The sequence below is a fragment of the Bacillus sp. AMCV2 genome (assembly GCF_056033925.1).
This window is the reverse complement of sequence record NZ_JBVYIB010000002.1, coordinates 1,738,176-1,761,238: the sequence shown is the minus strand read 5'-3', so window position 1 is coordinate 1,761,238 and position 23,063 is coordinate 1,738,176. Positions and strand designations below refer to the sequence as shown.

The following is a 23,063-nucleotide window of genomic DNA, read 5'->3' as shown; positions in this document are numbered from 1 at the left end:
GCATGTACATTGTCTAGTTTTCTCAACATACAGAACCTTCACAGGGAATGAGTGTGTTCATCGCCCTTGTCAAGTTTAAATGGTTTAACAATCATGTTAAAAAAACAAATGTTACAACTTCATTGTAAATGTGTCGGAAATACTTGTCAAGCTTGCCATCTTAACGTTTGCAGGCCAGTCGTCTTTTCACGTGCCGAATGCAATTCATCCAAAAGAAGATCGCCAATCATTCTTGGTTTAGAAGCTGGTATATTTTATTGTTCACTTGGCCCAATTTAGCATTATTTTGAATGTTTGAGAACAAAATAACAATGGTTTGCCCAGATTTGCTAAAGCTGTTCAAGATATTGAAGCCCGGCATAACACCATGGTTTGAATAGCTTCCGGGAGCAACATAAAATCCCATGCCGTATGTGGAGCTGCTCCCTGGCGTAAACATCTTTTCATAGCTTTTTTGCGAATACAGTTTTCCGTCTATCAGCGCTTGGTCAAATTTGTACATATCTATAGCGCTCATATAAATATCACCCGCTCCATACAGCTGGGATAGATCAGGTATATACGGTGTAACTGTTTTGCTGCCCTCCATCTTATACCCGACAGCAGGATAAGGTTCTTTTTCATATGTTTTGTAAAAGCCTGCATGCGTCATTCCCGCAGGTTTAAAAATATGATTCTTTATGTACTGTTCATAGGGCTCACCGCTTACTTCAGCAATAATATAAGCGAGAACAGAATAGTTGGAATCCTTGTAGTCCCATACGCCCGGCTGACGTTTAATTCCCTGAAGTTCTATGTCTTTTATTAAATCGTCCGGAGTAATGGCGCCGTTTCCTTCAATATGTCCGTTTATCCCCGATGTATGTGTAAGCAGATTCTTCAAAGTAATCGTTTGTCCATTGGGAAAATGAGGTAAATACGTACTTACCGGATCACTTGTCTGAAGTTTCCCCTTTTCCTCAAGCTGCAAAATAGCAGTTGCAATCAGCGCTTTTTGTGATGAACCGACATAAAAAGATGTCAATGGATTATTTTGAATGTAGTGTTTACGGTCAGCATAGCCAAAACCTTTATTTGTTACAATTTCTCCATTTCTGACAATCATGGCTGTTCCGCTGAAACCGATCTCTTCTAAATAATTGCTGATTTTTTGATTTCGATCCACTGTTTTGATTTGTTCCTCTGATTTTTTGGCAGTTTTCTTTTTGACCTCTTTTTTCTGATCGGTATTTGAAACCGCTGCAATTTCTTGAGATGGCTCGTTTTCTTCACTATTTCGATGAATAGCATTCCAAATCGTAATGCAAACCATCACTGCTAAAAGACCAAGCAACAGTTTTCCTCTTTTATTTAGTTTTCTCCGTCTGCGTTTCGCAGTTCTTCTGCGGGTTGGGCTTGTCATTCATTTTTTCCTCCCAAAATAAATTCCATTTTGCACACGTTTTGTTAGACGAATAAAGCCCTAAAAAAGTTGTCAAAAAAAGCAATATTTTTATCATTTTTTTGCAAAATACAAAAAAGCTGAGTTTTTCACTCAGCCTTTTGTATCATTTGAAACTTATTTTATTTTTATTCTTCAAATTCGAGTTCTTCTTGTGTCTCTTCAGCTTGCTGCTGCACTACTCCGTTATTATCCAAGCCGTAATGTTCGCGAATTTGCTCCTGGATCATCAGCATGATATCTTTATTTTCTTTCAGGAATTGTTTTGCATTTTCACGGCCTTGGCCAAGACGCTCTTCTTCATAAGAGTACCATGAACCGCTTTTTTGCACGATATCAAGTTCAGTTCCTAGGTCAATGATTTCGCCTTCTTTTGAAATGCCTTCTCCGTACATAATGTCAACCTCGGCTGTACGGAACGGCGGAGCCACCTTGTTTTTCACGACTTTGATTTTCGTTTTGTTCCCCATTACGTCGTTGCCTTGTTTCAGCTGTTCAGCACGGCGCACTTCAAGACGCACGGAAGAGTAGAATTTCAACGCACGGCCGCCAGGAGTTGTTTCCGGATTCCCGAACATAACACCGACTTTTTCACGAATTTGGTTAATGAAAATCGCGATTGTCTTCGATTTGTTAATGGCCCCTGAAAGCTTACGAAGCGCTTGAGACATTAAGCGTGCTTGTAAACCGACATGAGAATCTCCCATGTCGCCTTCAATTTCCGCTTTCGGAACGAGAGCGGCTACAGAGTCGACAACGACAATGTCAACTGCCCCGCTTCGAACCAATGCTTCCGCAATTTCAAGCGCCTGCTCGCCTGTGTCAGGCTGAGACAGTAAAAGCTCTTCAATGTTAACACCGAGCTTTTGCGCGTATACCGGATCTAACGCATGCTCCGCATCGATAAACGCGGCTTGTCCGCCCTGCTGCTGAACTTCAGCAATCGCATGAAGCGCCACAGTTGTTTTACCTGAGCTTTCAGGACCGTATACTTCAATAATCCGTCCGCGAGGATATCCGCCAATTCCCAGTGCTGTATCGAGAGCGAGGGAGCCGCTTGGGACAGTAGAAATTCTTGTATCTGTCTTTTCTCCCAGTTTCATAATGGAACCTTTGCCGAACTGTTTTTCTATTTGTTTAAGAGCCATATCTAAGGCTGCCTGACGATCACTCATTCTATTTTTTCCTCCTTTATGTTACCACTACATATACTATACCCTGTTTGAAGGGATTTGCCAAGAAAAAAGCGAACGCATATTCGGATTTTTTCTTGGCGTGATTCCTATCAAAATATCATAATGTATCAGAGAAATCATGTTTTCTTAGGAGGATAATGTGCTGAAAATATTATTTTTGCTCTAAAAGCTTTAAGATTAAATGGCAGCCGTATTTAGCGCCGCGTTTTCTGATCCCCGTTCTGGAGCCCGCAAAGTGAAACTCGTGAACCTCTTCTTTACCATTTGCGGAAATGCCGATAAACACATGCCCAGGCTCATGCCCTTCTTGAGCATCAGGTCCTGCTACACCAGTAAAGCTAATGCCGATATCGCTGCCAGTGAGTTTTTGAACACCCTTAGCCAGTTCGGATGCGCACTCCTTGCTGACCGCCCCAAAACGATCTAATGTTTCCTTCTTGACACCAAGCACATTCTGCTTCACGTCGTTTGTATAGCAAACAACGCCCCCGGCAAATAATTTTGAGGCACCGCTATGATCCGTCAGCCATTCAGAAAACAGCCCTCCGGTAAAGCTTTCTGCCGCAGAAATTGTAATGCCTTTTTCCTTACACGCTATAGATAGCTCTTTTACAAGAGAAGTATCATCGTAACCATAGAAAAATTCACCGACACGCTCTAAGATAACGGCCTCTGTTTCTTTTAACAGACGCTCTGTTTCCTTTTCATCGGCGTGTTTGGCTGTCAAACGCAGCGTCACCTCTCCATCAGCCGCCAAAGGCGCAATTGTCGGATTGGTTTGCGCATCAATAATATCTTCCAAATCGGCTTCAAGCTGAGATTCACCGATACCGAAAAAGCGAAGAACGGTTGACACAATTTTTTCATTTGAACCCATCTTTTTCAGCAGAAGAGGTTTTGCCTCGTTTTCAAACATTGGACGCAATTCGCTCGGCGGTCCAGGAAGAAGCATATAATAGCGCGATTCATGCTCTGTGAGCATTCCCGGGGCCATTCCAAAGTGATTCGCCAGCACGTCAGAGCCTTCGATCACAAGCGCCTGTTTTCGGTTATTAGGTGACATCGTGCGTTTTGTTCGTTTGAAATAGTCCTCAATGGATTGGAATGCCTCATCATTTAACACAAGCGGACGTCCCAGCGTATTTGCAATCGTTTCTTTCGTCAGATCATCTTTTGTGGGTCCAAGACCTCCTGAAAAAATAATGAAGTCAGAGCGTTCTTCAGCAATGCGGATGACCTGCTTCAGCCGCTCCGGGTTATCTCCGACCGCTGTATGATAAAATACGTTGACCCCGATTTCAGCGAGCTGTTTGCTGATAAATTGAGCATTTGTATTGGCGATTTGGCCAAGCAGCAGCTCTGAACCGACTGCAATTATTTCTGCTTTTTTTGGAAATTCCATGACGAAGTCCTTCTTTCTTAGTTAGATGTTTTTAACGCTTCCCAGTTTTTAGAGAAGTATTCCCAGCCTGAGACGACAGTAAAGAAGACGGCTACCCACAGCGCCAAGTCAGCAAACGGGAATGACACAAGTTCAAATGGAAGATTATGAAGAAGCAATGCGGATACCGCAATAATCTGTGCCCAGGTTTTGATTTTACCAAGCATGTTAGCAGCTACGACTTCTCCTGTTCCGGCTAAGACAAGCCTTAAACCTGTCACGGCAAACTCCCTGCTGATAATCAGAATGACCATCCAAGCTGGAGCGAGATCAAATTGAACAAGGATAATTAACGCTGCGGATACGAGCAGTTTGTCCGCAAGCGGATCAAGAAATTTCCCGAAGTTTGTTACGAGATTCAGTTTTCGGGCATAATACCCGTCCACCCAGTCTGTTGTAGATGCAATAATAAATAGAATAGCCCCCGCCAAATGTGCGACCGGGATTGATTCGTCTCCAACTTCGAGCCTGCCCCAGTCAAACGGCGCCAGCATGATAATCATGAAGATTGGGATTAATGCGATTCTAGCTAGTGTGATTTTATTTGGTAAGTTAAACATAAAGCCCCTCCAATTTCATACTCGGACGTGAAGAAAAGTCATCTGATAATTTAAGATGACTTTTCTTCCTTTTTATTTACAATCTTTATGGTTTGTGCCATCACTTTTTTCGGATCAAGTTCATATGAAAGAACCTTACCGTTGATTTTTATTTTCAGATTAGGTGCATATCCGGTGCGGATATCAACTTGTTTCTGATCAGTTATGTCTTTTTTATAGGTTTCGTCTTTTTTCAGCGTTCCTTCTTTTAAAGAGCTGCTGTTTTCATCACGCACTCGAATCCAGGAGCTGTCTGATGCCTTCAGTTCCAGCTCGATTTTATCAGCGCCGGACACTTCATAAGTCGTTAATGATCCTTCAGTGCCAGCAGCTTTAATCTCCAGCTTCTCACTGTCATTTTCTTTTTTCTTATCTTCGTTTTCTTTCGTTTCTTTTTTAGTGTCTGTCTCTTTTTCAGAGCTGTTATTTTGATTCTCTTTCAGCGTTGAATCTTTAGGGATTTCGTACTTGCTCTCACTTTGCGTAATTGCTTTTTCTGATGCCGCATTATGATCATCACTGTTTTTGTGATTGGCAAATTGAATGATCGCGTACACAATGGCAATCACGACAATCACGCCGAGAATAACAAGTATCGTTGGCAGCAGCTCCAGCGCCTTAGATGCTGGCTTTGGCATTTCCTTTTGAAGATTCATGCCGGAGATCTTTTCAGACACATCGTCATGATACGTATTAGGGATATCTTTTTTATGCTCCTCAAACAGCTGATCCGCATCAAGCCCAACGGCTTCTGCATATTGCTTGATGAATGCCCGAACATAAAACTTCCCCGGAATAATGTCATAGTTCCCTTCCTCCAAGGCGGTTAAATACCTTTTTTGAATCTTTGTTGCCGCTTGGAGATCATCCAATGACATTGCTTTTTCCTCTCTGGCTTCTTTGAGCCGGATTCCTAGTTCAGTCACAACAAACACCTTCCAATTTTAAAAATCAAAGCTTGAAAACCCGGATTGATCAAACATTTGGGGTTCCTCGGCATGTTCATATGTAATAACCTCATCAGGGTCATTTCTCAGTTCAATAATATAATCAAAGTCATCTAGTGTATACTCTGTATTTTGAACGAATATGTCCGGATGCTCCACCACTTTTGTTGCCGGAAGCCGCATGATTTCTCGGACCAGCTGGAGATGGCGTTCCGATCCTCTTCGTGTTGACACAATTCCGTCAACGATAAAAACATTTTCAGTGCTGTATTCATCGGCAATCAGCTGGCTTCTTATCGTCTGCTTCAGCAAGGTTGATGACACAAACAGCCACCTTTTGCTTGCACACACACTAGAGGCTACAATCGATTCCGTTTTCCCGACACGCGGCATACCTCTGATTCCGATTAATTTATGGCCTTCTTTTTTGAACAATTCGGCCATAAAATCGACTAATAAGCCAAGCTCGTCCCGTTCAAAGCGGAACGTTTTCTTGTCATCGGCATCCCGTTGAATATAACGGCCGTGGCGTACGGCAAGACGGTCGCGAAGCCTCGGTTCTCTAAGCTTCGTTACTTTAATTGTTTCCATCGTTTTTAAGATTGATTCTAATCGTTTAATTTGATCTATATGGCGGCACCTGAGGAGCATTCCCCTTCTGGAAAGATCGACGCCGTTTATCGTTACGATGTTGATAGAAAGCATCCCAAGAAGAGATGAAATATCCCCGAGCAGTCCGGGGCGGTTCACTTGAATTTCATATTCAAAATACCATTCGAGCTTTGCCAAATGATATACCCCCTTCATTGTGGCAAAATTTTACCTTCCTTTATCATAAAGCATTTTTCTCTAATTAGAAAGAAGAATGTTGCTGTGATGAGGAAAACATAAAAAAGAGAGGAAAAATCCCCTCTCTTCCTAGTGAGTGCTGTTATTTTCAACAAGCTTAACCATCATATTGGCAATGGCGTGCTGTTCATCTTTTGATGCTACACTCCAAAGATCTGCCAGCACTTTTTCCTGCTCGTTCTTAGATTCCACTTCATTAGCCAAGTAGCTGCCGATTTCTGTCGCAAGATCTGTAATCGTATCCTGGCTCATACCTTTATCTTGCGCATAGTTCAGACGGTCGCCAAGGAAGTTTTTCCAGCTATCCCAGTTTTCTAATACTGACATGCTTGTTTCCTCCATTTCATGTGAAGTTACAAGATTATTGTATCCTTCGCAAAAGAAACTATACACCGAATATTTTCGGATCAGCAGTGCCAGCCGCCATTCACCGACAGAATTTGGCCGGTGATATATGACGCTTTTTCAGACAGGAGAAAAGCTGTTGCATCCGCAATTTCTTGCGGCCGGGCCAGCCGGCCGATCGGAATCTCATCAGCGATCTCTTCTTTTTCAGCCGGGGTAAATTGATTCATCATATTTGTATCAACTGCGCCCGGCGCTACGGCGTTTACCCTGATTCCGCTTGGCGCCAGCTCCTTAGCCAATCCTTTTACAAACGAATGCTGAGCTCCTTTTGCCATGCTGTACAGCACTTCACAGGATGCCCCAGTCTCTCCCCAAATCGAGCTGACAGCCACAATCGCTCCCGATTTATTCCGAATCATGCCTGGCAGAAGGTTTCTCGTCAGCATATACGGACTCGCTACATGAAGCTGAACCATTTCCTGGACCGTTGCGTTATCTACATCCGTAATCAGCCCAAAATGGCTTCGTCCGCTGTTTAAAACAATCGCATCAATCGGCTGAACAATTGAACTTGTCAGCTTATCTGCTCCATCTTGCGCGGACAGATCAGCTTGTAATATCTCCGCATTTACGCCAAACATCTGACTTAGTTTTTCAGCAAGCTCCGCTGCCGCGTATTGATTTGTATTGTAATGCAGCAACAGATTGTATCCCTTAGCAGCAAGGGTTTCGCTGATGCTTTTGCCAATGCCGCCGCTCGCTCCGGTGATTAGTGCTGTTTTGTTCATCCTCTTTCCTTCTTTCCGCAGAAAAACACCCCTCACACTGGAGGGATGTTTTGTTTATGATTTAGGAACAACCTTGCAGACAGTCAGTCTGTCTGCAGCAATTTCCTCTTGTATTACGTTCTGGACATCCTCGAGGGTAATCTGCTCGAGTACCGTTACAACGTCAAACAGGCTCATATCCAAGAACGCATAACGGGTAAATTGATTGGCGATGTATTCAGGGGAATTCAGCGCTTTTAAGAATGTACCGATCTTTTTCTTTCTGGCAAGTTCAATCTTTTCAGCAGTAATCAGTTCACCGGCGCGCAAAAGCATGCTTGAAATGTCTTCAGCCAATTGATCCGGCTCAGGCGTATCTCCGCCGATCGCCGCAAAACCAAACCCATATTCAGCAGTAAAATCAAAGCTGAACGTTTCGTCAATATATCCTTTTTCATAAAGTGATTCATACTGGGCAGAGCTTTTGCCGAAAAGCGCTTCAAGCAATAAGTTCATTGAAAGTTCATGCTTTAAGAGCTCTTTGCCTAATTTAAACGGCTTTTTGGATTTCAGCCCGACAAGGCATTTCGGTCCCTGCACGTTCATTTTGATCTCTTTTTCTTTTCTGAAAACCGCTTCTTGCTCTTTCACTTCTTCCCGTTTGATCTCCGGCTGATCAGTATACGGCTTTTTCCCCTGGTTTTCTCTTACCTGAGAAATAATCGCTTCAGGATCTACAGGTCCGACAATGAAAAGGAGCATGTTACTCGGGTGATAAAACGTTTCATAGCATTCATAAAGAAGGTCTTTTGTAATATGTGAAATGCTTTCCACTGTTCCCGCTATGTCAATTCTGACAGGATGCTCTTTGTACATGTTTTCAATGACCCCGAAGTAAAGCCTCCAATCAGGGTTATCGTCGTACATATTAATCTCCTGCCCAATAATCCCTTTTTCCTTTTCAACCGTTTTTTCAGTAAAATATGGGTCCTGTACGAAATCGATAAGCGTCTCTAAATTGCGTTCAACATTTGATGTGCTTGAGAAAAGGTAAGCTGTTCTTGTAAATGACGTAAACGCATTGGCAGAAGCCCCCTGTTTGCTGAAATCTTGAAAAACGTCTCCGTCCGCTTTCTCAAACAGCTTGTGCTCAAGAAAGTGAGCAATCCCGTCCGGCACGTGAACCATCTCGTTTTTACCTAAAGGGACAAACCGGTTATCTATCGAGCCGTACTTTGTTGTAAAGACCGCATATGTCTTGTTAAAGCCTTTTTTTGGCAAAACGTAAACATCAAGGCCGTTGGACATTTTTTCATGATACAGCGTCTCCTGAAGCTGTTCATATTCGATTGGTTTGATCAAGATGCACCCTCCGTCCCTTTTAAGAAATAAGTCGTATCAAGCTGAATCTTTTCGCCGGCTTTAATGATATCCTCTTTTGTGACATTCTCAATATTGGCAAGAAAGTCTTCGATAGGAATCTCGACTTGAGCAGCGGCCTGCTGATATAAAAATTCAGATAAACCGTATGCTGTATCAATCGTTTCCAGCACTTGATTTCGAATGACGGCCTTTGTCTGTGCTATATCCTGCTCACTGAAATCGCCGTTTTTCATTGCTTGGAATTGCTCAGCAATAATCGAAACAGCCTGTTCAAAATTTTTCACTTCAATGCCTGACATCACCATTAACAAGCCTTTAAAACTTTCTATACGCGAAGCCGCGTAGTAAGCAAGACTGGCTTTTTCCCGAACATTAATGAAAAGTTTAGAATGAGAGAATCCGCCGAACAATCCGTTAAACACTTGTAAAGCAGGATAATCCTGATCTGTATAAGTGATGCTGGTGCGGTAGCCGATATTCAGCTTTCCTTGCTTAACATCCTCTTCATCAATTACTTCTTTTGGCTGCACTTTTTCATCAGCGTGATTGTTTTCAATCGTGCCAAGAGTGCGCTCTTCTGTTTTGAAATACTTATCAATTGCCGAATGTACCTGGTTACTGTCCACATCACCAACAACATATAGATCAAGCTGGTCTTTTTGGATAGCGCTTTGGTATGTTTCGTATAATTGCTCTGCCGTAATGTCATCGACATCGTCGATTTCACCATTGACATGAAGCGCGTAAGGCTCATTTTTGCACATTTCCTGTATCAGCCTTAAATTCGAATAGCGCATTTTATCATCATAGACGGCTTGGATTCTTTGCTTAAGCGTCCGTTTTTCTTGAGCCACATATTGTGACTGAAAAGCGTCTCCCTCCAAAGCAGGTGAAAAGACGATTTCTGCGAGAAGCTGGAGCCCTTTCTCAAGTAGCGGCGTTTGGTCTTTTAAATATTTTTCATTCGGGATTTCAAGCCTGAACGTAATGACGTGCCGCTCTCCTTTTTTCGTAAGGTCAGCCGATACTGACGTGCCGTACAGCTCATCCAAGTATGAACGCAATTCTGCGGTTTTCGGATGGCTTTTCGTTCCGCGAAGAAGCACATGCGGGAGCAGCGCTCTTTTGGTGACTTGATCCTTTGTCAGCGGCGCAAGCATCTTAAAAATAAGCGAGACGGTTTTGAATTTTTCTGTTTCTACAATGTGTGCGGTTAAACCGCCGTGCTTTGATTTGAGTTCATTAACATATGACATATGGAACCTCCTTCGTTCATTTCTTAATTAGTATGTATTATGACCAATTTTCAGCATCCGCAGAAACACTCTTTCATGTAATTATAGCAACTGTAGGATTTATAAGGAAACAATAACCTCCGCATGCTGTATAGGTACAGTTGTAAACTGTGCAAGTAAGCGCAAAAAAAAGACGGTTGGCTAGACCGTCCCTAAGTTTTTTTCTTCTTCTTCACTTTTTTTAGCATCTACAGTAAAGAGCACTAAAAATAAAGAAACGATGCTGCAAAACGCCGAGAGTATGAAAATAATCCAGTTTGCATTAGACATTAATGCAGCAAAAACAGGTGGACCGAGAGCTACTCCTATAAAGCGCATGCTATTGTAGAAGGAGGAAATGGTTCCGCATTGTTCACTTTCAATCCCTTCTGTTATCAATGCATCTAAAGCAGGAAGAGCCATTCCAATCCCAATCCCGCCAAAGCTTAAAAAGACAAATAAAAAATAAAAACTGTGGTTCCACCACAAGGCAATAAACGAAAGGGTTAACAGAATCATCCCTGTAACAACGCAAAATTTCATCCGGCCTTTATCTTTACCGATCTTTTTGCCAGCTATAAAAGAACTGGTTGACAAAAACAAAAGTGGGATTGCCAATAATCCGCCTTTAGCTACTCCGTCAATGGCATACTTGTTCTCCAGCGTATCTGATAAATAAAATAATACGCCAAATAACAAAAACATAATGACACACCCGATAATGAAGACCGTATAAAGCCAGCGACCATCCTGTTTAAAGATTTTCTTCACACTCTTAATAAACTCAGAAACAGCAGGCGCATCTTCATCTTCTTCAGGCTTAGCCACCAAAAACAATACGAGTAAAAAGCTGATCAAACAGAAAAACGGAATAAACCAAAACGGTACAAACCAATACCAAGAAGCCAGTAAGGCTCCAAGTATGGGACTCAGTACCTTCCCTGACGTGTTAGCGGTTTCAATATCGCCAAGACCAGCGCTGACCTTTTCATCGTCTCCTTTAAACAGGTCGCCGATAAACGGCATGACGATCGGAGCGGCACCTGCAGAACCAATGCCTTGAAGAACCCGCCCCGCCAAGATCATAGCATAAGGATTTTTCATATAGGTCGAGGCAAAAGCAGCTACCGCTCCCCCCAATCCTGCAATGAGGAGGCATGGAAGCAATATTTTTTTTCTTCCGAAACGATCCGACAAATATCCGGCAATCGGAATGCAAATAATTGCTACTACTGAATATACAGTAATGATTAAAGATACTTGAAATGAAGTCACCGACAGCTTTTTCTCCATCATCGGAAGAACAGGAATCAGCATGGAGTTCCCGAGTGTCATCACAAGCGGGACGGAAGACAATGCAATAATATTTTTCATTCCATTTTTCTCTCTCAACATTTTCACCCATTCACTTTCTTGTCATCCCTTATATATTGCGTTAACCGGAATGAAAGTATGTACAAAGAAACATGAATCAGTGCAAATAAAAAAACAGACACATACAGGCGTCCGTTTTTAGAATCGTTTACGCAAAACATGAAATCTGAATTTATCTGCTCTAAAATAATTTAAAGAATAAAGCACCGGTTTATCGTGCTGATCGTAATGGGTTTGTTTTAACAGCAAAAGAGCTGTTTCCGGATCGCATTCAAGTACTGGAGAAATGGTATCGTGATAGCCGATCGGTTCTATATCAGTTACTGCATAGCTGATTACGGAGCCTGAATTTTTCTCAAGCAGGTCAAACATAGATTCTTGCTGATGAGAAAAAGAATTCGGCAAAATATTCATCGGAATTTTGTCTATACAATACACAATCGGCTGTCCGTCAGCTGTCCTGACTCGTTCAAGGTAAAAAAGTTCTTGCCCTTCTGCCAAATGAAATCTCTTTGTATCATCTTCAGACGGCATAAGCACTTGTGATGATAGAAAAATCGTGCCAGGGGTCATATTCGCCTGTTCTATCATCTTGGTTACACTGTTCAGCTGTTCAATGCCCGAAAGAAATAACGGCTTAGAATGGACAAAAGTGCCTACACCATGCCTTCTGATAATCACATGCTCTTCTTCCAGTATCCGCAAGGCTTCTCTTAGCGTCGCTCTGCTGACACCAAGCTTTTTGGAAAGCTCAAATTCAGAAGGCAGCTTTTCCTTCTCAGTGTAGATCCCATTTTTTATATCCTCTTTAATTCGTTCAATTACTTTCAAATACAAGTGCCGATTATCAGCTTTTGTAGACATGTTTCCCCTCCGTAAACCACTTTCGATAAAAATTATTGAACAATTGGGACAACTATATCATGTTTTGTCGAAAAAATAAATAGAAAGGTGATCAGTTTACATAATGTTATTATTGCCAACTATAGAAAGCGGAACTCCCTTCATTAAGAAGAGAGCTCATCATATTTCTCTTTTGATAATAATACTTCCCTAGGTTTGCTGCCTTCATACGGTCCGACAACACCGCGTTCCTCCATTGCGTCAATCAGGCGCGCAGCTCTCGTATAGCCGATTCTGAATCTTCTTTGCAGCATTGAAACAGATGCCGTCTGCATGCCGACAATTAATTCAACAGCTTCATCATAAAGTTCATCAGTAACCTCGGAATGAGTTTCTGTTGTCTCCTCAGGAATCATTTCTTCTTGATATTGCGCTTTCTGCTGCGTAATCACATGGTCGACGATCTTCTCCACTTCGTCATCCGACAAAAATGCTCCCTGCACACGGACAGGTTTGTTAGCCCCCACAGGTAAAAACAGCATATCGCCGCGGCCAAGAAGCTTCTCAGCGCCACCCATGTCAAGAATGGTCCTTGAATCCGTCTGTGAAGATACGCTGAACGCGATTCGTGACGGAATGTTCGCTTTGATCACCCCTGTGATAACATCCACCGATGGCCGCTGTGTCGCAATAATAAGATGGATGCCGGCAGCCCGCGCCATTTGGGACAATCTCGTAATCGAATCTTCCACATCAGATGAAGCGACCATCATGAGATCGGCAAGCTCGTCCACAATGACAACAATATAGGGCAACTCTGGCTGTTTCGCTCCTTCTTCATTGTTGGCGCGTTTTATATAATCATTGTATCCTTCAATATTTCTTGTACCCGTATGAGAAAATAATTCGTACCGCCGCTCCATTTCATTGACAACCTTTTTCAAAGCCTGCGACGCTTTTTTCGGATCGGTTACAACCGGAGCAAGCAAATGCGGAATCCCGTTGTAGACATTTAGCTCTACCATTTTAGGATCGATCATCATCATTTTCACTTCATGCGGTTTCGCGCGCATTAAAATACTTGTAATAATGCCGTTGACACAGACACTTTTCCCGCTACCGGTTGCGCCTGCGACCAAAAGGTGGGGCATCTTGTTTAACTCAGCCAATACAGCTTCACCTGAAATATTGCGGCCGAGTCCAATTAACAGCTTCGCATCCGGTCTGTCATTCAATTTAGACTCCAGCACTTCCTTCAGCGAAACCATTGCCACTTCTGCGTTTGGAACTTCAATTCCGATTGCTGATTTTCCTGGTATAGGCGCTTCGATCCTGATATCCTTCGCAGCAAGCGCAAGCGCTAAATCATCGCTTAAATTGACAATTTTGCTAACCTTCACTCCGACATCAGGATATACTTCATATTTTGTTACGGCCGGTCCGAGATGAACCTGTGTGACTTTCGCCTTTACGCCAAAGCTTTGGAATGTGCGTTCAAGCTTTCTCGCATTTTCATAAATATTCTTTTTATCAGCCTGCTGGCCGGTATGCTTCGGATCTGCCAGCAAATCCAGTGACGGCATCTCGTAATCCTTATTTTCGAGCTCTGTAAAGGTCATAGGAGGAGCAGAAACAGTTTCCTGATCACCTGTCTCCGGTTGGATGTCCTGAAGCGGCTTCGACACAGGTTCGGCGCGCTTTTCTATAACTGGAGACTCTTCCTCTTCATTACGATCAGAAAAGCTTGAGATAATCGGCTCTGAATGAATAAGAGGCGATACTGTTTCATAATCCCCCTCTTCATCAGGAGGCTCCGGTTCCATTTGCTGTTTTTTGCGGGCCGGTTTTTGTTTTTTGCTTGGCGCTTTCGTTTTTTTCGATGACTGCATATTTGATTTGAAGGATTTCATATCATCAATAAATGCTAACCATTGTTCTTTTATAAAACGTCCAATCGGGCTCATCCACTTTTTTAGCGTTTCTTGCAGTGAGCGCCCTGTTACTAAAATCATTCCGATCAAAATCATGACAATTGCCATGATCTGAGAACCAGTCGACGCAAACAAAAAGTGTGAAGCCGCAAACAGCAGCGCACCGATCATTCCTCCGCCTAAATCAGGTGAAGCAGAGCTGCCATTCATGTCCATTAAAAACAATTCCCACGTATTGCGCACCACGCTTGCAGACTCAATAGACCCTTTGTGCGTCAAATTTTTAAATAGCTGCACGTGAGAAAGCAGCAATATGCTTGCGATGATACAGTACAACCCGGCCTTTCGTCTCGTTAAAAGGCTTGGGGTTTTTTTCTTCCAAAACAGTGAGACTCCTAACACCAATAAACCTAACAAGCATAAAATAAACCACTCTCCAGCAAAAAAGCGGAACAAATAGATAAACGTTTGCCCGACTACCCCCAGCTGCAAGATTGCGATAATTGAAATGGCTATACACAGCAATCCGTTGAGCTCGTATTTTATATTGAGCTGTTTCGCCTGTTTTTTTCTTGATTTTCGTTTTTTCTTTGCCACACTCATCACCTTACTGCGTTAAAAAATGTAAGTTCATACATAATGAAGAAAGCAGCCGTTTACAGGCTGCGTTTTTTCTGTAGGATTCCCCTATTATAGCATATTTTGTCCTTAAAAAAGGGTTGGATTCTTATACGTTTAATTTCAGCTTTTGTCCCGGTGAAATGTCCGGATGCAGAAAATGCATTGGATTGGTGCTCATGATTTGAATGACTTCCGCTTCATTCCCTTTCATTTCGACTAGAAGCGGTACACCTTTATATTCAATTTGCTCATGTGCGCTTGTCTCTTGGTTCTGTTCTGCAAACACAATTTCCTGCGGCATCACGGTATAAAGAATCATTGAATCATCCGTCCTTCTTCTTTCCTTGCTTCATCGATGAGCTCATTCAGTTTATTGATTGCCTGTCCGACACCGCCTGCGTGATCGATCAATCCATATTTAACTGCATCCTTACCGACTACATTTGTTCCGATATCGCGTGTTAAGTTTCCTTTTGAAAACATTAGCTCTTTAAACTTCTCTTCGGTTATATTGGAATGGCTTGTCACAAATTTAACAACTCTTTCTTGCATCTTATCCAGGTATTCAAACGTTTGCGGCACCCCGATGACCAGCCCGGTGAGCCTAACTGGATGAATCGTCATCGTTGCTGTTTCGGCGATATAGCTGTAATCACAGGATACAGCAATCGGAACGCCGATGGAATGCCCCCCGCCAAGCACGATAGAAACGGTCGGTTTCGATAAAGATGCAAGCATTTCCGCTATGGCAAGACCAGCTTCAACATCTCCTCCGACAGTATTTAATATGATCAGCAAGCCTTCAATTTTGGGATTTTGTTCAATTGCCACAATCTGCGGGATGACATGTTCATATTTTGTTGTTTTGTTTTGCGGAGGAAGCTGAACATGGCCTTCAATTTGTCCGATAATGGTCAGACAATGAATATTTGTATCTTGGGGCAGCTGCGGAAGCGTCGTTTCACCAAGCTGCTGTATTTTATTCATAATGCTGTCCTTCGCATCATTTTTTTCAGGACGCTCTTCTTCTGTGTTTTCCATACGATGATCCATCTCGCTTTCATCCTTTCCGAGTTTCTCTTTGTATTATGAACAAAGATACTTCATTCAATCCCGGCTTGAAGGACAAAAAATAAAGACCGGAGCAGCTCCGGTCTTTAGTCAGTCATTATACTTCCATAATAATTGGGATGATCATCGGTTTACGTTTCGTTTTTTCATAAAGGAATTGGTTCAAAGCATCCCGCATTGCCTGCTTCAGCGTTGACCATTCGACATTTGATGTTTCAGTCGCTTCTGTCACGATGGACCGGACAAGCTCAGTAGCCTGTACGATAAGACCTTCAGACTCTCTTACATAAACAAAGCCGCGAGTGATAATTTCTGGTCCTGATACAAGATGTTTCTTTTGTTTATCAAGTGTAATGACAACGATTAAAATTCCGTCCTGTGAAAGCAAGCGGCGGTCTCTCAATACGATATTGCCGATATCACCGACACCTAAACCATCAATTAAAATATTGCCGTAAGGAACTTTATCCCCAATTTTTACGTTTTGGCCGCGGAATTCAACGACGTCTCCTTTTTCAATTAAGAAGATGTCACTGCGCTTCATGCCTGTTTCTTCAGCGATTTTTGAATGAGCTTTTTGCATTCTGTATTCGCCGTTTACAGGAATCAAATATTTTGGTTTAAGCAGGTTGATCATCAGCTTTAACTCTTCTTGTGAGCCGTGGCCTGATACATGAACACGCTTTTGGGCAAAGATGACTTGTGCACCGGCTCTCGCAAGAAGATCTACTGTTTTAGAGTAAATGAGTTCCTGCCCGGGAATCGGAGTTGACGCAATGACCACCGTATCCCCTTCTTCAATGTTCAGCTGTTTGTGAGCTTTGTTTGCCATTCTTGTCAAAGCAGCTAATGGTTCACCTTGGCTTCCGGCTGTAATAATGGCCACTTCGCGCTTCGGATATTTTTTGACATCCTGTACAGAAATAAACAATTCATCATCTGCTTCAATGTATCCTAACTTTCTCGCCAGCTGCAGGACAGATTGAAGATTTTTTCCGGCTACGGCAATCTTTCTGCCATTTTGAGCCGCTGCATGAATGACTTGCTGAATCCGGTTAATATTGGATGCGAAAACAGCAATAATCACCCGGTTCTGTGAATTATACAGCGCATCCGAAATTTCTCCGCTGACTGCCGCTTCCGAAGGGGTGTAACCCGGCCGTTCCGCATTTGCACTGTCAGAAAGCAGAGCGAGCACGCCGCTATTGCCAATCTTGGCGATCTCGCCAATGTCGCACGTCTGATTAAGTGCAGGTGTTTGGTCAAATTTGAAGTCTCCCGTGCATACAATAGATCCAAGTGATGTTTTAAAGCTCACACCTACAGAATCAGGAATGCTGTGAATCGTTCTAAAGAACGATACTTTTGTTGATTCAAATGTAATGACAGATTTTGAGTGAATTTCTCTTAAATCAGTTTTTCGGTTATGTCCGTATTGTTTTAATTTCTCTCTTAACAGTGCAAGCGTCAGTTTTGTTCCGTACACTGGTACGGACAGCTTGTTTAATAAGTAAAAAACGCCGCCGATATTTTCATCGTGCCCGTGCGTTAAAAAGATTGCCTTGACGCGGTCAGCCCGTTCAATCAAATATGATATGTCAGGAATCACTACATCAATACCGAGCATTTCGTTTTCTGGATGCATAAGGCCGGCATCAACGACAAATATGTCTGAGTCAATTTCAATGACATAAAGGTTCTTCCCAATCTCTCCGACACCGCCAAGGGCGATAATTCTAACGTTTTCTGTATTTTTCTTTTTCAAAATCTATATCCTCCTAGTCTCATACCCGTCCATCATCACTTGTTCCTATTATAACTGAAAGTAAATTTAGAAAACAAGATAAAGCAGAAGGTTTAGGGAAAACCAATATGTAAAAGAAACGGTCAAACTCAGCTGAATGTGAGAATGACCGCGTTTGTTTCACTGTATGAAATTTTCTTACAGTTCGCTGATCGTGCTGCTTAAGCTCAGACGTTCATCCTCAGTTAACGGGACTAGAGGCAGACGCACAGAACCGACATCAAGACCTCTCAGCTGAAGCGCTGTTTTGACTGGAGCAGGATTAGGCGCTTTAAACAGTTCCTTCATAATCGGCAGCAGTTTCTGATGGATCAGTGCCGCATTAGCTGTTTGCCCATTCGTATAATTTTTGATCATTTGCTGCATATCAGAGCCTGCAATATGGCTCGCCACTGATACAACTCCTCTTCCTCCAACTGAAAGAATAGGAAGCGTCAGAGCGTCATCCCCTGAATAGACATAGAAGTCTTCCGGTGTTTCAGCAATAATTTTTGTAATCGCTTCTAGGTCTCCGCTCGCTTCTTTAATCGCAACCACATTCGGAATGTCCGCCGCCAAACGGATCGTCGTTTCAGGAGCAAGAGAAGCAACCGTACGGCCAGGAACATTATAGAGCATAACCGGAAGAGATGTCTCTGCCGCAATTGCTTTAAAATGCTGGTACATTCCTTCTTGAGAAGGTTTATTGTAATACGGGGTAACAAGCATAACAGCGTCCACGCCCGCTTCCTCAGCTTTTTTTGTCAGCTTAATGGAATCTTTCGTGTTGTTGCTTCCAGTACCAGCGATAACGGGCACCCGTCCGTTTACTTCTTTTACCGTATATTCAAAAAGCGCAATTTTTTCTTCAGTTGAAAGGGTCGGAGATTCTCCAGTTGTTCCCGCTACTACTAAAGAATCCGTTCCGTTTTTCAACAAGTAATCAATCAGTGTAGACAGTTTTTGAAAGTCTACGTTCCCTTTATTGTCAAAGGGTGTAATCATCGCTGTAGACACATTTCCGAAATTCATTTTATTCACCTCATCATGATTCAATCACATTTACTTCGAAAGTTCAAACACTTCATGCAAAGCGTTTACAGCAGGAACCATATCCGCTTCATGGACGAGCACCCATATCGTCGTATGGCTGTCAGCCGACTGAAGGATCGGAATTTCTTTTTCTGAAAGAGCCGATACAATTTTGGACGTAACACCGGGAACACCCATAATGCCCGCGCCGACCGCCGATACCTTCGCGCAGTTTCTCGTCACCATTGGATCATAGCCCATATCCATTAAAATACGCTGAGCTGTTTCTGTTTTATTTCCGGCTACCGTATAGACGATTTCACTAGGTGTAATGTTAAAGAAATCGACACTGATTCCAGCGTTTGCCATAGCCTTGAACACTTCAGTCTGAACGTTATACTGGCCGATTTTCGCAGGCACTTTGAACTGCGTGACATCTTTGACATGGGCGATTCCCGTAATCAGCCTTTCAAAAACATCACTGCCGACCTTGGAAGAGTGATGTGATGTCACCAATGTACCTTTATCATTCGAATAAGTCGAACGGACGCGGATCGGAACCTTGGCCTGCATTGCGATTTCCACAGCACGCGGATGAATGACCTTGGCCCCCTGATACGCCAGGTTGCAGATTTCCGTATACGTCACAACAGGAAGCGGTTTTGCATTTTCCACCACTCTTGGGTCAGCAGTCATTACGCCTTCTACATCGGTGAAAATATCGATGTATTCCGCATCAACAGCTGCTCCGAGTGCGGCTGCAGACGTATCGCTGCCCCCTCTGCCGATTGTTGTTGTATCACCCTTTTCGGTTGCGCCCTGGAAGCCTGCGACGACTACCGCATCATGATTGGCGAGCACACTGAATAAACGCTCCGGTTTCATTTCAATGATTTTCGCATTGGTATGCTGATCATTCGTTAAAAAGCCAGCCTGAGCCCCTGTCAGCGCAGCTGCTTTCACACCGTTATCAAGCAGCATGCTTGTAAAGACGACAGAGGAAATAGTCTCTCCGCAAGATAAAAGCAAATCCTGCTCCCTAGGAGAAATCGCTGACTGATCGCCGTAAAGCAGCCCGAGCAAAGAATCTGTTGCATACGGGTCTCCTTTTCGGCCCATCGCTGAAACGACAACGACAACCTTATATCCTTCACTGATTGCTTCTTTAATATGCCCTAAAGCCAGTTTGCGGCCTTTATCATCTTTTACTGATGTTCCGCCGAACTTTTGAACAATTATCTTCACTGTTTTCACTCCAAATTATTCGGACGTAACAGAAGAGAGCAGGCTGATAGCGCCTTACTCTCTTCTATTCGTCTTTAGAAAATTCTCTCTTTTATACGAGGTTTAGTTTTTTCAGGCTTTCTGCAATTTGAACAGAGTTCCATGCCGCGCCTTTTAATAGGTTATCAGAAACAACCCATAAATGAAAACCGTTTGCTCTGTCCAAGTCTTTGCGGATGCGGCCTACAAACACATCGTTTTTGCCGACAGCATCAGCAGGCATCGGATAAAGCTGTTGGCTTGGATCATCTTGAAGTGTCACGCCCGGAGCTTCTTTCAATAGATTTTTAATATCTTCAACTGTAGCGTCATCACGGTCTATTTCGATGTAGACGGACTCTGAGTGCCCAGTTTGGATTGGCAGTCTCACACATGTAGCCGCTACTTGAAGGTCAGGCATGTGCATGATTTTTTTCGTTTCATTTATCATTTTCATTTCCTCAAACGTATAGCCGTTATCTTGGAATTTATCGATTTGCGGAATCGCGTTGAAGGCGATTTGATAGTGTTTTTTGTCACCTTTTACCGGCATGATCTCAGGCTCTATTTCTTCTTTATTTAAAATCGCCTGTGTTTGGCTGTAAAGCTCTTTTACAGCTTCATTACCCGCTCCTGATACTGCCTGGTAAGTTGATACGATGACCTTGTTTAAGCCATATGCTTTGCGGATCGGTTCAAGTGCCGCAACCATTTGGATTGTAGAGCAGTTTGGATTGGCAATAATGCCGTTGTGTTCATGCAAGTCTGCCTCATTCACTTCTGGCACAACAAGCGGTGTATTTTCATCCATGCGGAACGCGCTCGTATTATCTATAACAATAGCGCCGCGTTTTACAGCTTCTGGTGCCAATGCTTGTGATACGCTTCCGCCGGCGCTGAACAAAGCAATATTTACCCCTTCAAAGCTCTCAGGAGAAGCTTCCTGAACAGTCAGCTCTTGGCCTTTAAACGTGACTTTTGTCCCCGCAGAGCGTTTTGAAGATAGCAATGTAAGTGTGTCCATTTCAAAGTTTCTGTCTTCAAGTGTTTTAAGCATTTGTTGTCCCACAGCCCCTGTCGCTCCGACAACAGCTACGTGTAAACCTCTTCCCATCTGTAAAACTCCTTCCGCCAATCAGCTTCATTGAATTGATTTGACTATGATTTTACGTTTTATTTTACCATAGAATATGCGGGTGATGACCGAATTTTTTAGTTTGGGAAAGATTTTCTGTAAATTTAGTCATTTCCCTGATAATTCTCAACTAGAATCGGCTGAAGCTGCTGGTGCATGAGTGCCTTTTCAATCGTTTGCGGAAGCAGATCCATTTTGGCTACCATTGAATTCGGTTTTTTAAATGGATCATCTTGCCCGAATGGAATAAAAAAGATATTTTTTGTTGACATGAGCCTCATTAAATTTGTTCCGTTTAAACCAAGAGCATCATTTGTCGAGATACCCAGAACGACAGGCCGATTGTTTCGGATTGTCGCTTTTGCCGCCATCAGCACCGGGCTGTCCGTCATGGCATTTGCCAGCTTGCTCATTGAATTGCCTGTTAAAGGCGCAATGACCATGCAGTCAAGGGGCAGCTTCGGCCCAAGAGGTTCTGCCTTTACAATCGAATCAATGGCCTCATATCCAGTCAGGTCTTCAATTTTTTTAACCCATTCTGCTCCCTCTCCAAATCGGGTATTTGTGGATTTTACATTAAATGTGACAACCGGACGGACTTCAGCTCCTTCGTTGACCAACGCCTCAATTTGCGGGAAAACCGCTTCATATGTGCAATGTGACCCGGTCAGCCCAAACCCGATTCTTTTTCCTTTTAATGACGACATCCTTATTTCCCCTCCTCAGCTTGTATTTCAGCCAAAAGCTTGCTCAAGACGTTTGCAAGGATTTGCCCAGCTGTTTTAGGAGCGACAATCCCTGGAAGCCCGGGAGCAAGAAGTGCTTTAATCCCTTGTTTCTCGGCATATTTAAAATCCGTTCCCCCGGGACGTGAGGCCAGATCCAATATTAAGGTTTTTGGTGTCATGCTAGAAAGTACCGTTTGATTTAAAATCATACTCGGTATGGTATTAATGCAAATATCTATATCTTTTACATGCTCTTTCAGCTCATCGGTATGAAAAGGAACGAGCCCCATTTCAGTGATACGTGCCAGATGCGCTGAACTTCTTGCCCCCACTTTTACATTCGCCCCGAGCGCGGCAAATGTACGGGCAATCGTCATCCCGGTGCGCCCCAGACCGAGAACGGCCACCTGTGATCCGTGTATCGTATAATCCGTGTGCTGAATAGCCAGCATGATCGTTCCTTCTACTGTCGGAATAGAGTTGTATATCGCAATGTCATCCCGCTCAAACAGTTTAACAAGTTTTCTTTTTGCCTGAGCTGCAATGTTTTCTAAATAGGCGTTAGAAATTCCTGAGAAAATGACACAATGTGCAGGCGTTCTGTCGAGATGGTCCTGTTTTAACACAACTTCTTCATTCGAAAATACAGTCGATACGACACCTTCTCCTGTTGTCGCGGATACTGGAAGAATGATGCTGTCTATTTGCTGAAAAGGAATTTCATCAATATTGCATTTTACTGCCCCGGTAAAACCGTGATCCAATTGGTCAAAACCGACAAGATAGATGTCAGCCTGCTGTTCAGTGAGCTTTCTTATAATTTCGAGCTGTCTTGCGTCACCGCCGATAACTGCAATTTTCAATCCGGTTAACATTCTAAACGTTCACCTTCTTTGTATATACTGGATCTCTAGTTGTTAAGCTCCCCTTCATCTTATGATTAAAAGGAAATACCGGTGAATATAAAAGATGCGCTTTTTCCATATAAAAAAACATCGGCTCCGGCAGCCGATGTTTCAGATGTTTTCTTTAGAGCC

Annotated in this window: 21 protein-coding genes; all 21 read right to left on the bottom strand. The window is 43.0% G+C overall.

The window, feature by feature from the left end:
• Positions 1 to 226: 226 nt before the first annotated feature.
• Positions 227 to 1,402 carry a serine hydrolase domain-containing protein gene (locus tag AC0OMA_RS09270; RefSeq protein ID WP_181219175.1) on the bottom strand — a complete coding sequence of 392 codons (1,176 nt, stop codon included), beginning with the start codon at positions 1,400 to 1,402 and terminating at the stop codon, positions 227 to 229.
• A 167-nt stretch (positions 1,403 to 1,569) separates the two neighbouring features.
• A complete protein-coding gene (gene recA, locus AC0OMA_RS09265) occupies positions 1,570 to 2,616 on the bottom strand; it encodes a recombinase RecA (RefSeq protein WP_003245789.1) in 1,047 nt (348 codons plus the stop codon).
• A 172-nt stretch (positions 2,617 to 2,788) separates the two neighbouring features.
• The gene (locus AC0OMA_RS09260) at positions 2,789 to 4,039 is read right to left on the bottom strand and encodes a competence/damage-inducible protein A (protein WP_003231847.1); all 1,251 of its coding nucleotides are present in this window, start codon (positions 4,037 to 4,039) and stop codon (positions 2,789 to 2,791) included.
• 17 nt (positions 4,040 to 4,056) lie between these two features.
• Positions 4,057 to 4,638 (bottom strand): CDP-diacylglycerol--glycerol-3-phosphate 3-phosphatidyltransferase, encoded by a 582-nt coding sequence (pgsA, locus tag AC0OMA_RS09255; protein WP_047182624.1) that lies wholly within the window; start codon positions 4,636 to 4,638, stop codon positions 4,057 to 4,059.
• Between the two features lie 50 nt (positions 4,639 to 4,688).
• On the bottom strand, positions 4,689 to 5,603 hold the full coding sequence (gene rodZ, locus AC0OMA_RS09250) for a cell shape determination protein RodZ (protein ID WP_003244699.1): 915 nt from the start codon (positions 5,601 to 5,603) through the stop codon (positions 4,689 to 4,691).
• Positions 5,604 to 5,621: 18 nt separating this feature from the next.
• Positions 5,622 to 6,413 carry a DUF3388 domain-containing protein gene (locus tag AC0OMA_RS09245; protein WP_003220998.1) on the bottom strand — a complete coding sequence of 264 codons (792 nt, stop codon included), beginning with the start codon at positions 6,411 to 6,413 and terminating at the stop codon, positions 5,622 to 5,624.
• Between the two features lie 129 nt (positions 6,414 to 6,542).
• The gene (locus AC0OMA_RS09240; protein ID WP_003245199.1) at positions 6,543 to 6,800 is read right to left on the bottom strand and encodes a DUF3243 domain-containing protein; all 258 of its coding nucleotides are present in this window, start codon (positions 6,798 to 6,800) and stop codon (positions 6,543 to 6,545) included.
• An 80-nt stretch (positions 6,801 to 6,880) separates the two neighbouring features.
• On the bottom strand, positions 6,881 to 7,609 hold the full coding sequence (gene ymfI, locus AC0OMA_RS09235; protein WP_015483236.1) for an elongation factor P 5-aminopentanone reductase: 729 nt from the start codon (positions 7,607 to 7,609) through the stop codon (positions 6,881 to 6,883).
• 54 nt (positions 7,610 to 7,663) lie between these two features.
• Positions 7,664 to 8,950, bottom strand: a complete 1,287-nt coding sequence (gene yfmH, locus AC0OMA_RS09230; protein WP_015383690.1) for an EF-P 5-aminopentanol modification-associated protein YfmH — start codon at positions 8,948 to 8,950, stop codon at positions 7,664 to 7,666.
• Positions 8,947 to 10,227, bottom strand: a complete 1,281-nt coding sequence (yfmF, locus tag AC0OMA_RS09225) for an EF-P 5-aminopentanol modification-associated protein YfmF (protein WP_015383689.1) — start codon at positions 10,225 to 10,227, stop codon at positions 8,947 to 8,949. The genes yfmH and yfmF overlap by 4 nt, the downstream gene beginning before the upstream one ends.
• 180 nt (positions 10,228 to 10,407) lie before the next feature.
• Entirely contained in the window at positions 10,408 to 11,619 is a 1,212-nt protein-coding gene (gene bcbE / locus AC0OMA_RS09220) for a bacillibactin exporter BcbE (protein ID WP_031600514.1), read from the bottom strand.
• A gap of 138 nt (positions 11,620 to 11,757) precedes the next feature.
• Positions 11,758 to 12,483 (bottom strand): GntR family transcriptional regulator, encoded by a 726-nt coding sequence (locus tag AC0OMA_RS09215; RefSeq protein ID WP_003245732.1) that lies wholly within the window; start codon positions 12,481 to 12,483, stop codon positions 11,758 to 11,760.
• 143 nt (positions 12,484 to 12,626) lie between these two features.
• Positions 12,627 to 14,990, bottom strand: coding sequence for a DNA translocase SpoIIIE (spoIIIE, locus tag AC0OMA_RS09210; RefSeq protein ID WP_015483234.1), 2,364 nt, complete (start codon positions 14,988 to 14,990; stop codon positions 12,627 to 12,629).
• A 130-nt stretch (positions 14,991 to 15,120) separates the two neighbouring features.
• Entirely contained in the window at positions 15,121 to 15,333 is a 213-nt protein-coding gene (locus tag AC0OMA_RS09205) for a YlzJ-like family protein (RefSeq protein ID WP_003231871.1), read from the bottom strand.
• Positions 15,330 to 16,067: a translocation-enhancing protein TepA gene (gene tepA / locus AC0OMA_RS09200; RefSeq protein ID WP_003245712.1), complete on the bottom strand. Its 738-nt coding sequence runs from the start codon at positions 16,065 to 16,067 to the stop codon at positions 15,330 to 15,332. The genes AC0OMA_RS09205 and tepA overlap by 4 nt, the downstream gene beginning before the upstream one ends.
• Before the next feature lie 115 nt (positions 16,068 to 16,182).
• The gene (gene rnjB / locus AC0OMA_RS09195) at positions 16,183 to 17,850 is read right to left on the bottom strand and encodes a ribonuclease J2 (RefSeq protein WP_003231875.1); all 1,668 of its coding nucleotides are present in this window, start codon (positions 17,848 to 17,850) and stop codon (positions 16,183 to 16,185) included.
• Between the two features lie 177 nt (positions 17,851 to 18,027).
• Positions 18,028 to 18,900: a 4-hydroxy-tetrahydrodipicolinate synthase gene (dapA, locus tag AC0OMA_RS09190; RefSeq protein ID WP_014476832.1), complete on the bottom strand. Its 873-nt coding sequence runs from the start codon at positions 18,898 to 18,900 to the stop codon at positions 18,028 to 18,030.
• Between the two features lie 30 nt (positions 18,901 to 18,930).
• Positions 18,931 to 20,145 (bottom strand): aspartate kinase, encoded by a 1,215-nt coding sequence (dapG, locus tag AC0OMA_RS09185; RefSeq protein ID WP_015483233.1) that lies wholly within the window; start codon positions 20,143 to 20,145, stop codon positions 18,931 to 18,933.
• A 91-nt stretch (positions 20,146 to 20,236) separates the two neighbouring features.
• Positions 20,237 to 21,277, bottom strand: coding sequence for an aspartate-semialdehyde dehydrogenase (gene asd / locus AC0OMA_RS09180; protein WP_003244674.1), 1,041 nt, complete (start codon positions 21,275 to 21,277; stop codon positions 20,237 to 20,239).
• A gap of 125 nt (positions 21,278 to 21,402) precedes the next feature.
• A complete protein-coding gene (gene dpaB / locus AC0OMA_RS09175; protein WP_003231884.1) occupies positions 21,403 to 22,005 on the bottom strand; it encodes a dipicolinate synthase subunit B in 603 nt (200 codons plus the stop codon).
• Between the two features lie 2 nt (positions 22,006 to 22,007).
• Positions 22,008 to 22,901 carry a dipicolinic acid synthetase subunit A gene (dpaA, locus tag AC0OMA_RS09170; protein WP_003231888.1) on the bottom strand — a complete coding sequence of 298 codons (894 nt, stop codon included), beginning with the start codon at positions 22,899 to 22,901 and terminating at the stop codon, positions 22,008 to 22,010.
• Positions 22,902 to 23,063 lie beyond the last annotated feature (162 nt).

Excerpts from the sequence above, each read along its gene's own strand:
- AC0OMA_RS09215 (WP_003245732.1), bottom strand. The coding sequence starts at position 12,483 with ATGTCTACAAAAGCTGATAATCGGCACTTGTATTTGAAAGTAATTGAA.
- asd (WP_003244674.1), bottom strand. The coding sequence starts at position 21,277 with ATGGGAAGAGGTTTACACGTAGCTGTTGTCGGAGCGACAGGGGCTGTG.
- ymfI (WP_015483236.1), bottom strand. The coding sequence starts at position 7,609 with ATGAACAAAACAGCACTAATCACCGGAGCGAGCGGCGGCATTGGCAAA.
- recA (WP_003245789.1), bottom strand. The coding sequence starts at position 2,616 with ATGAGTGATCGTCAGGCAGCCTTAGATATGGCTCTTAAACAAATAGAA.
- yfmF (WP_015383689.1), bottom strand. The coding sequence starts at position 10,227 with ATGTCATATGTTAATGAACTCAAATCAAAGCACGGCGGTTTAACCGCA.
- AC0OMA_RS09260 (WP_003231847.1), bottom strand. The coding sequence starts at position 4,039 with ATGGAATTTCCAAAAAAAGCAGAAATAATTGCAGTCGGTTCAGAGCTG.
- pgsA (WP_047182624.1), bottom strand. The coding sequence starts at position 4,638 with ATGTTTAACTTACCAAATAAAATCACACTAGCTAGAATCGCATTAATC.
- dapA (WP_014476832.1), bottom strand. The coding sequence starts at position 18,900 with ATGAATTTCGGAAATGTGTCTACAGCGATGATTACACCCTTTGACAAT.
- dpaB (WP_003231884.1), bottom strand. The coding sequence starts at position 22,005 with ATGTCGTCATTAAAAGGAAAAAGAATCGGGTTTGGGCTGACCGGGTCA.
- tepA (WP_003245712.1), bottom strand. The coding sequence starts at position 16,067 with ATGGATCATCGTATGGAAAACACAGAAGAAGAGCGTCCTGAAAAAAAT.
- AC0OMA_RS09205 (WP_003231871.1), bottom strand. The coding sequence starts at position 15,333 with ATGATTCTTTATACCGTGATGCCGCAGGAAATTGTGTTTGCAGAACAG.
- bcbE (WP_031600514.1), bottom strand. The coding sequence starts at position 11,619 with ATGAAAAATATTATTGCATTGTCTTCCGTCCCGCTTGTGATGACACTC.
- AC0OMA_RS09270 (WP_181219175.1), bottom strand. The coding sequence starts at position 1,402 with ATGACAAGCCCAACCCGCAGAAGAACTGCGAAACGCAGACGGAGAAAA.
- AC0OMA_RS09240 (WP_003245199.1), bottom strand. The coding sequence starts at position 6,800 with ATGTCAGTATTAGAAAACTGGGATAGCTGGAAAAACTTCCTTGGCGAC.
- dpaA (WP_003231888.1), bottom strand. The coding sequence starts at position 22,901 with ATGTTAACCGGATTGAAAATTGCAGTTATCGGCGGTGACGCAAGACAG.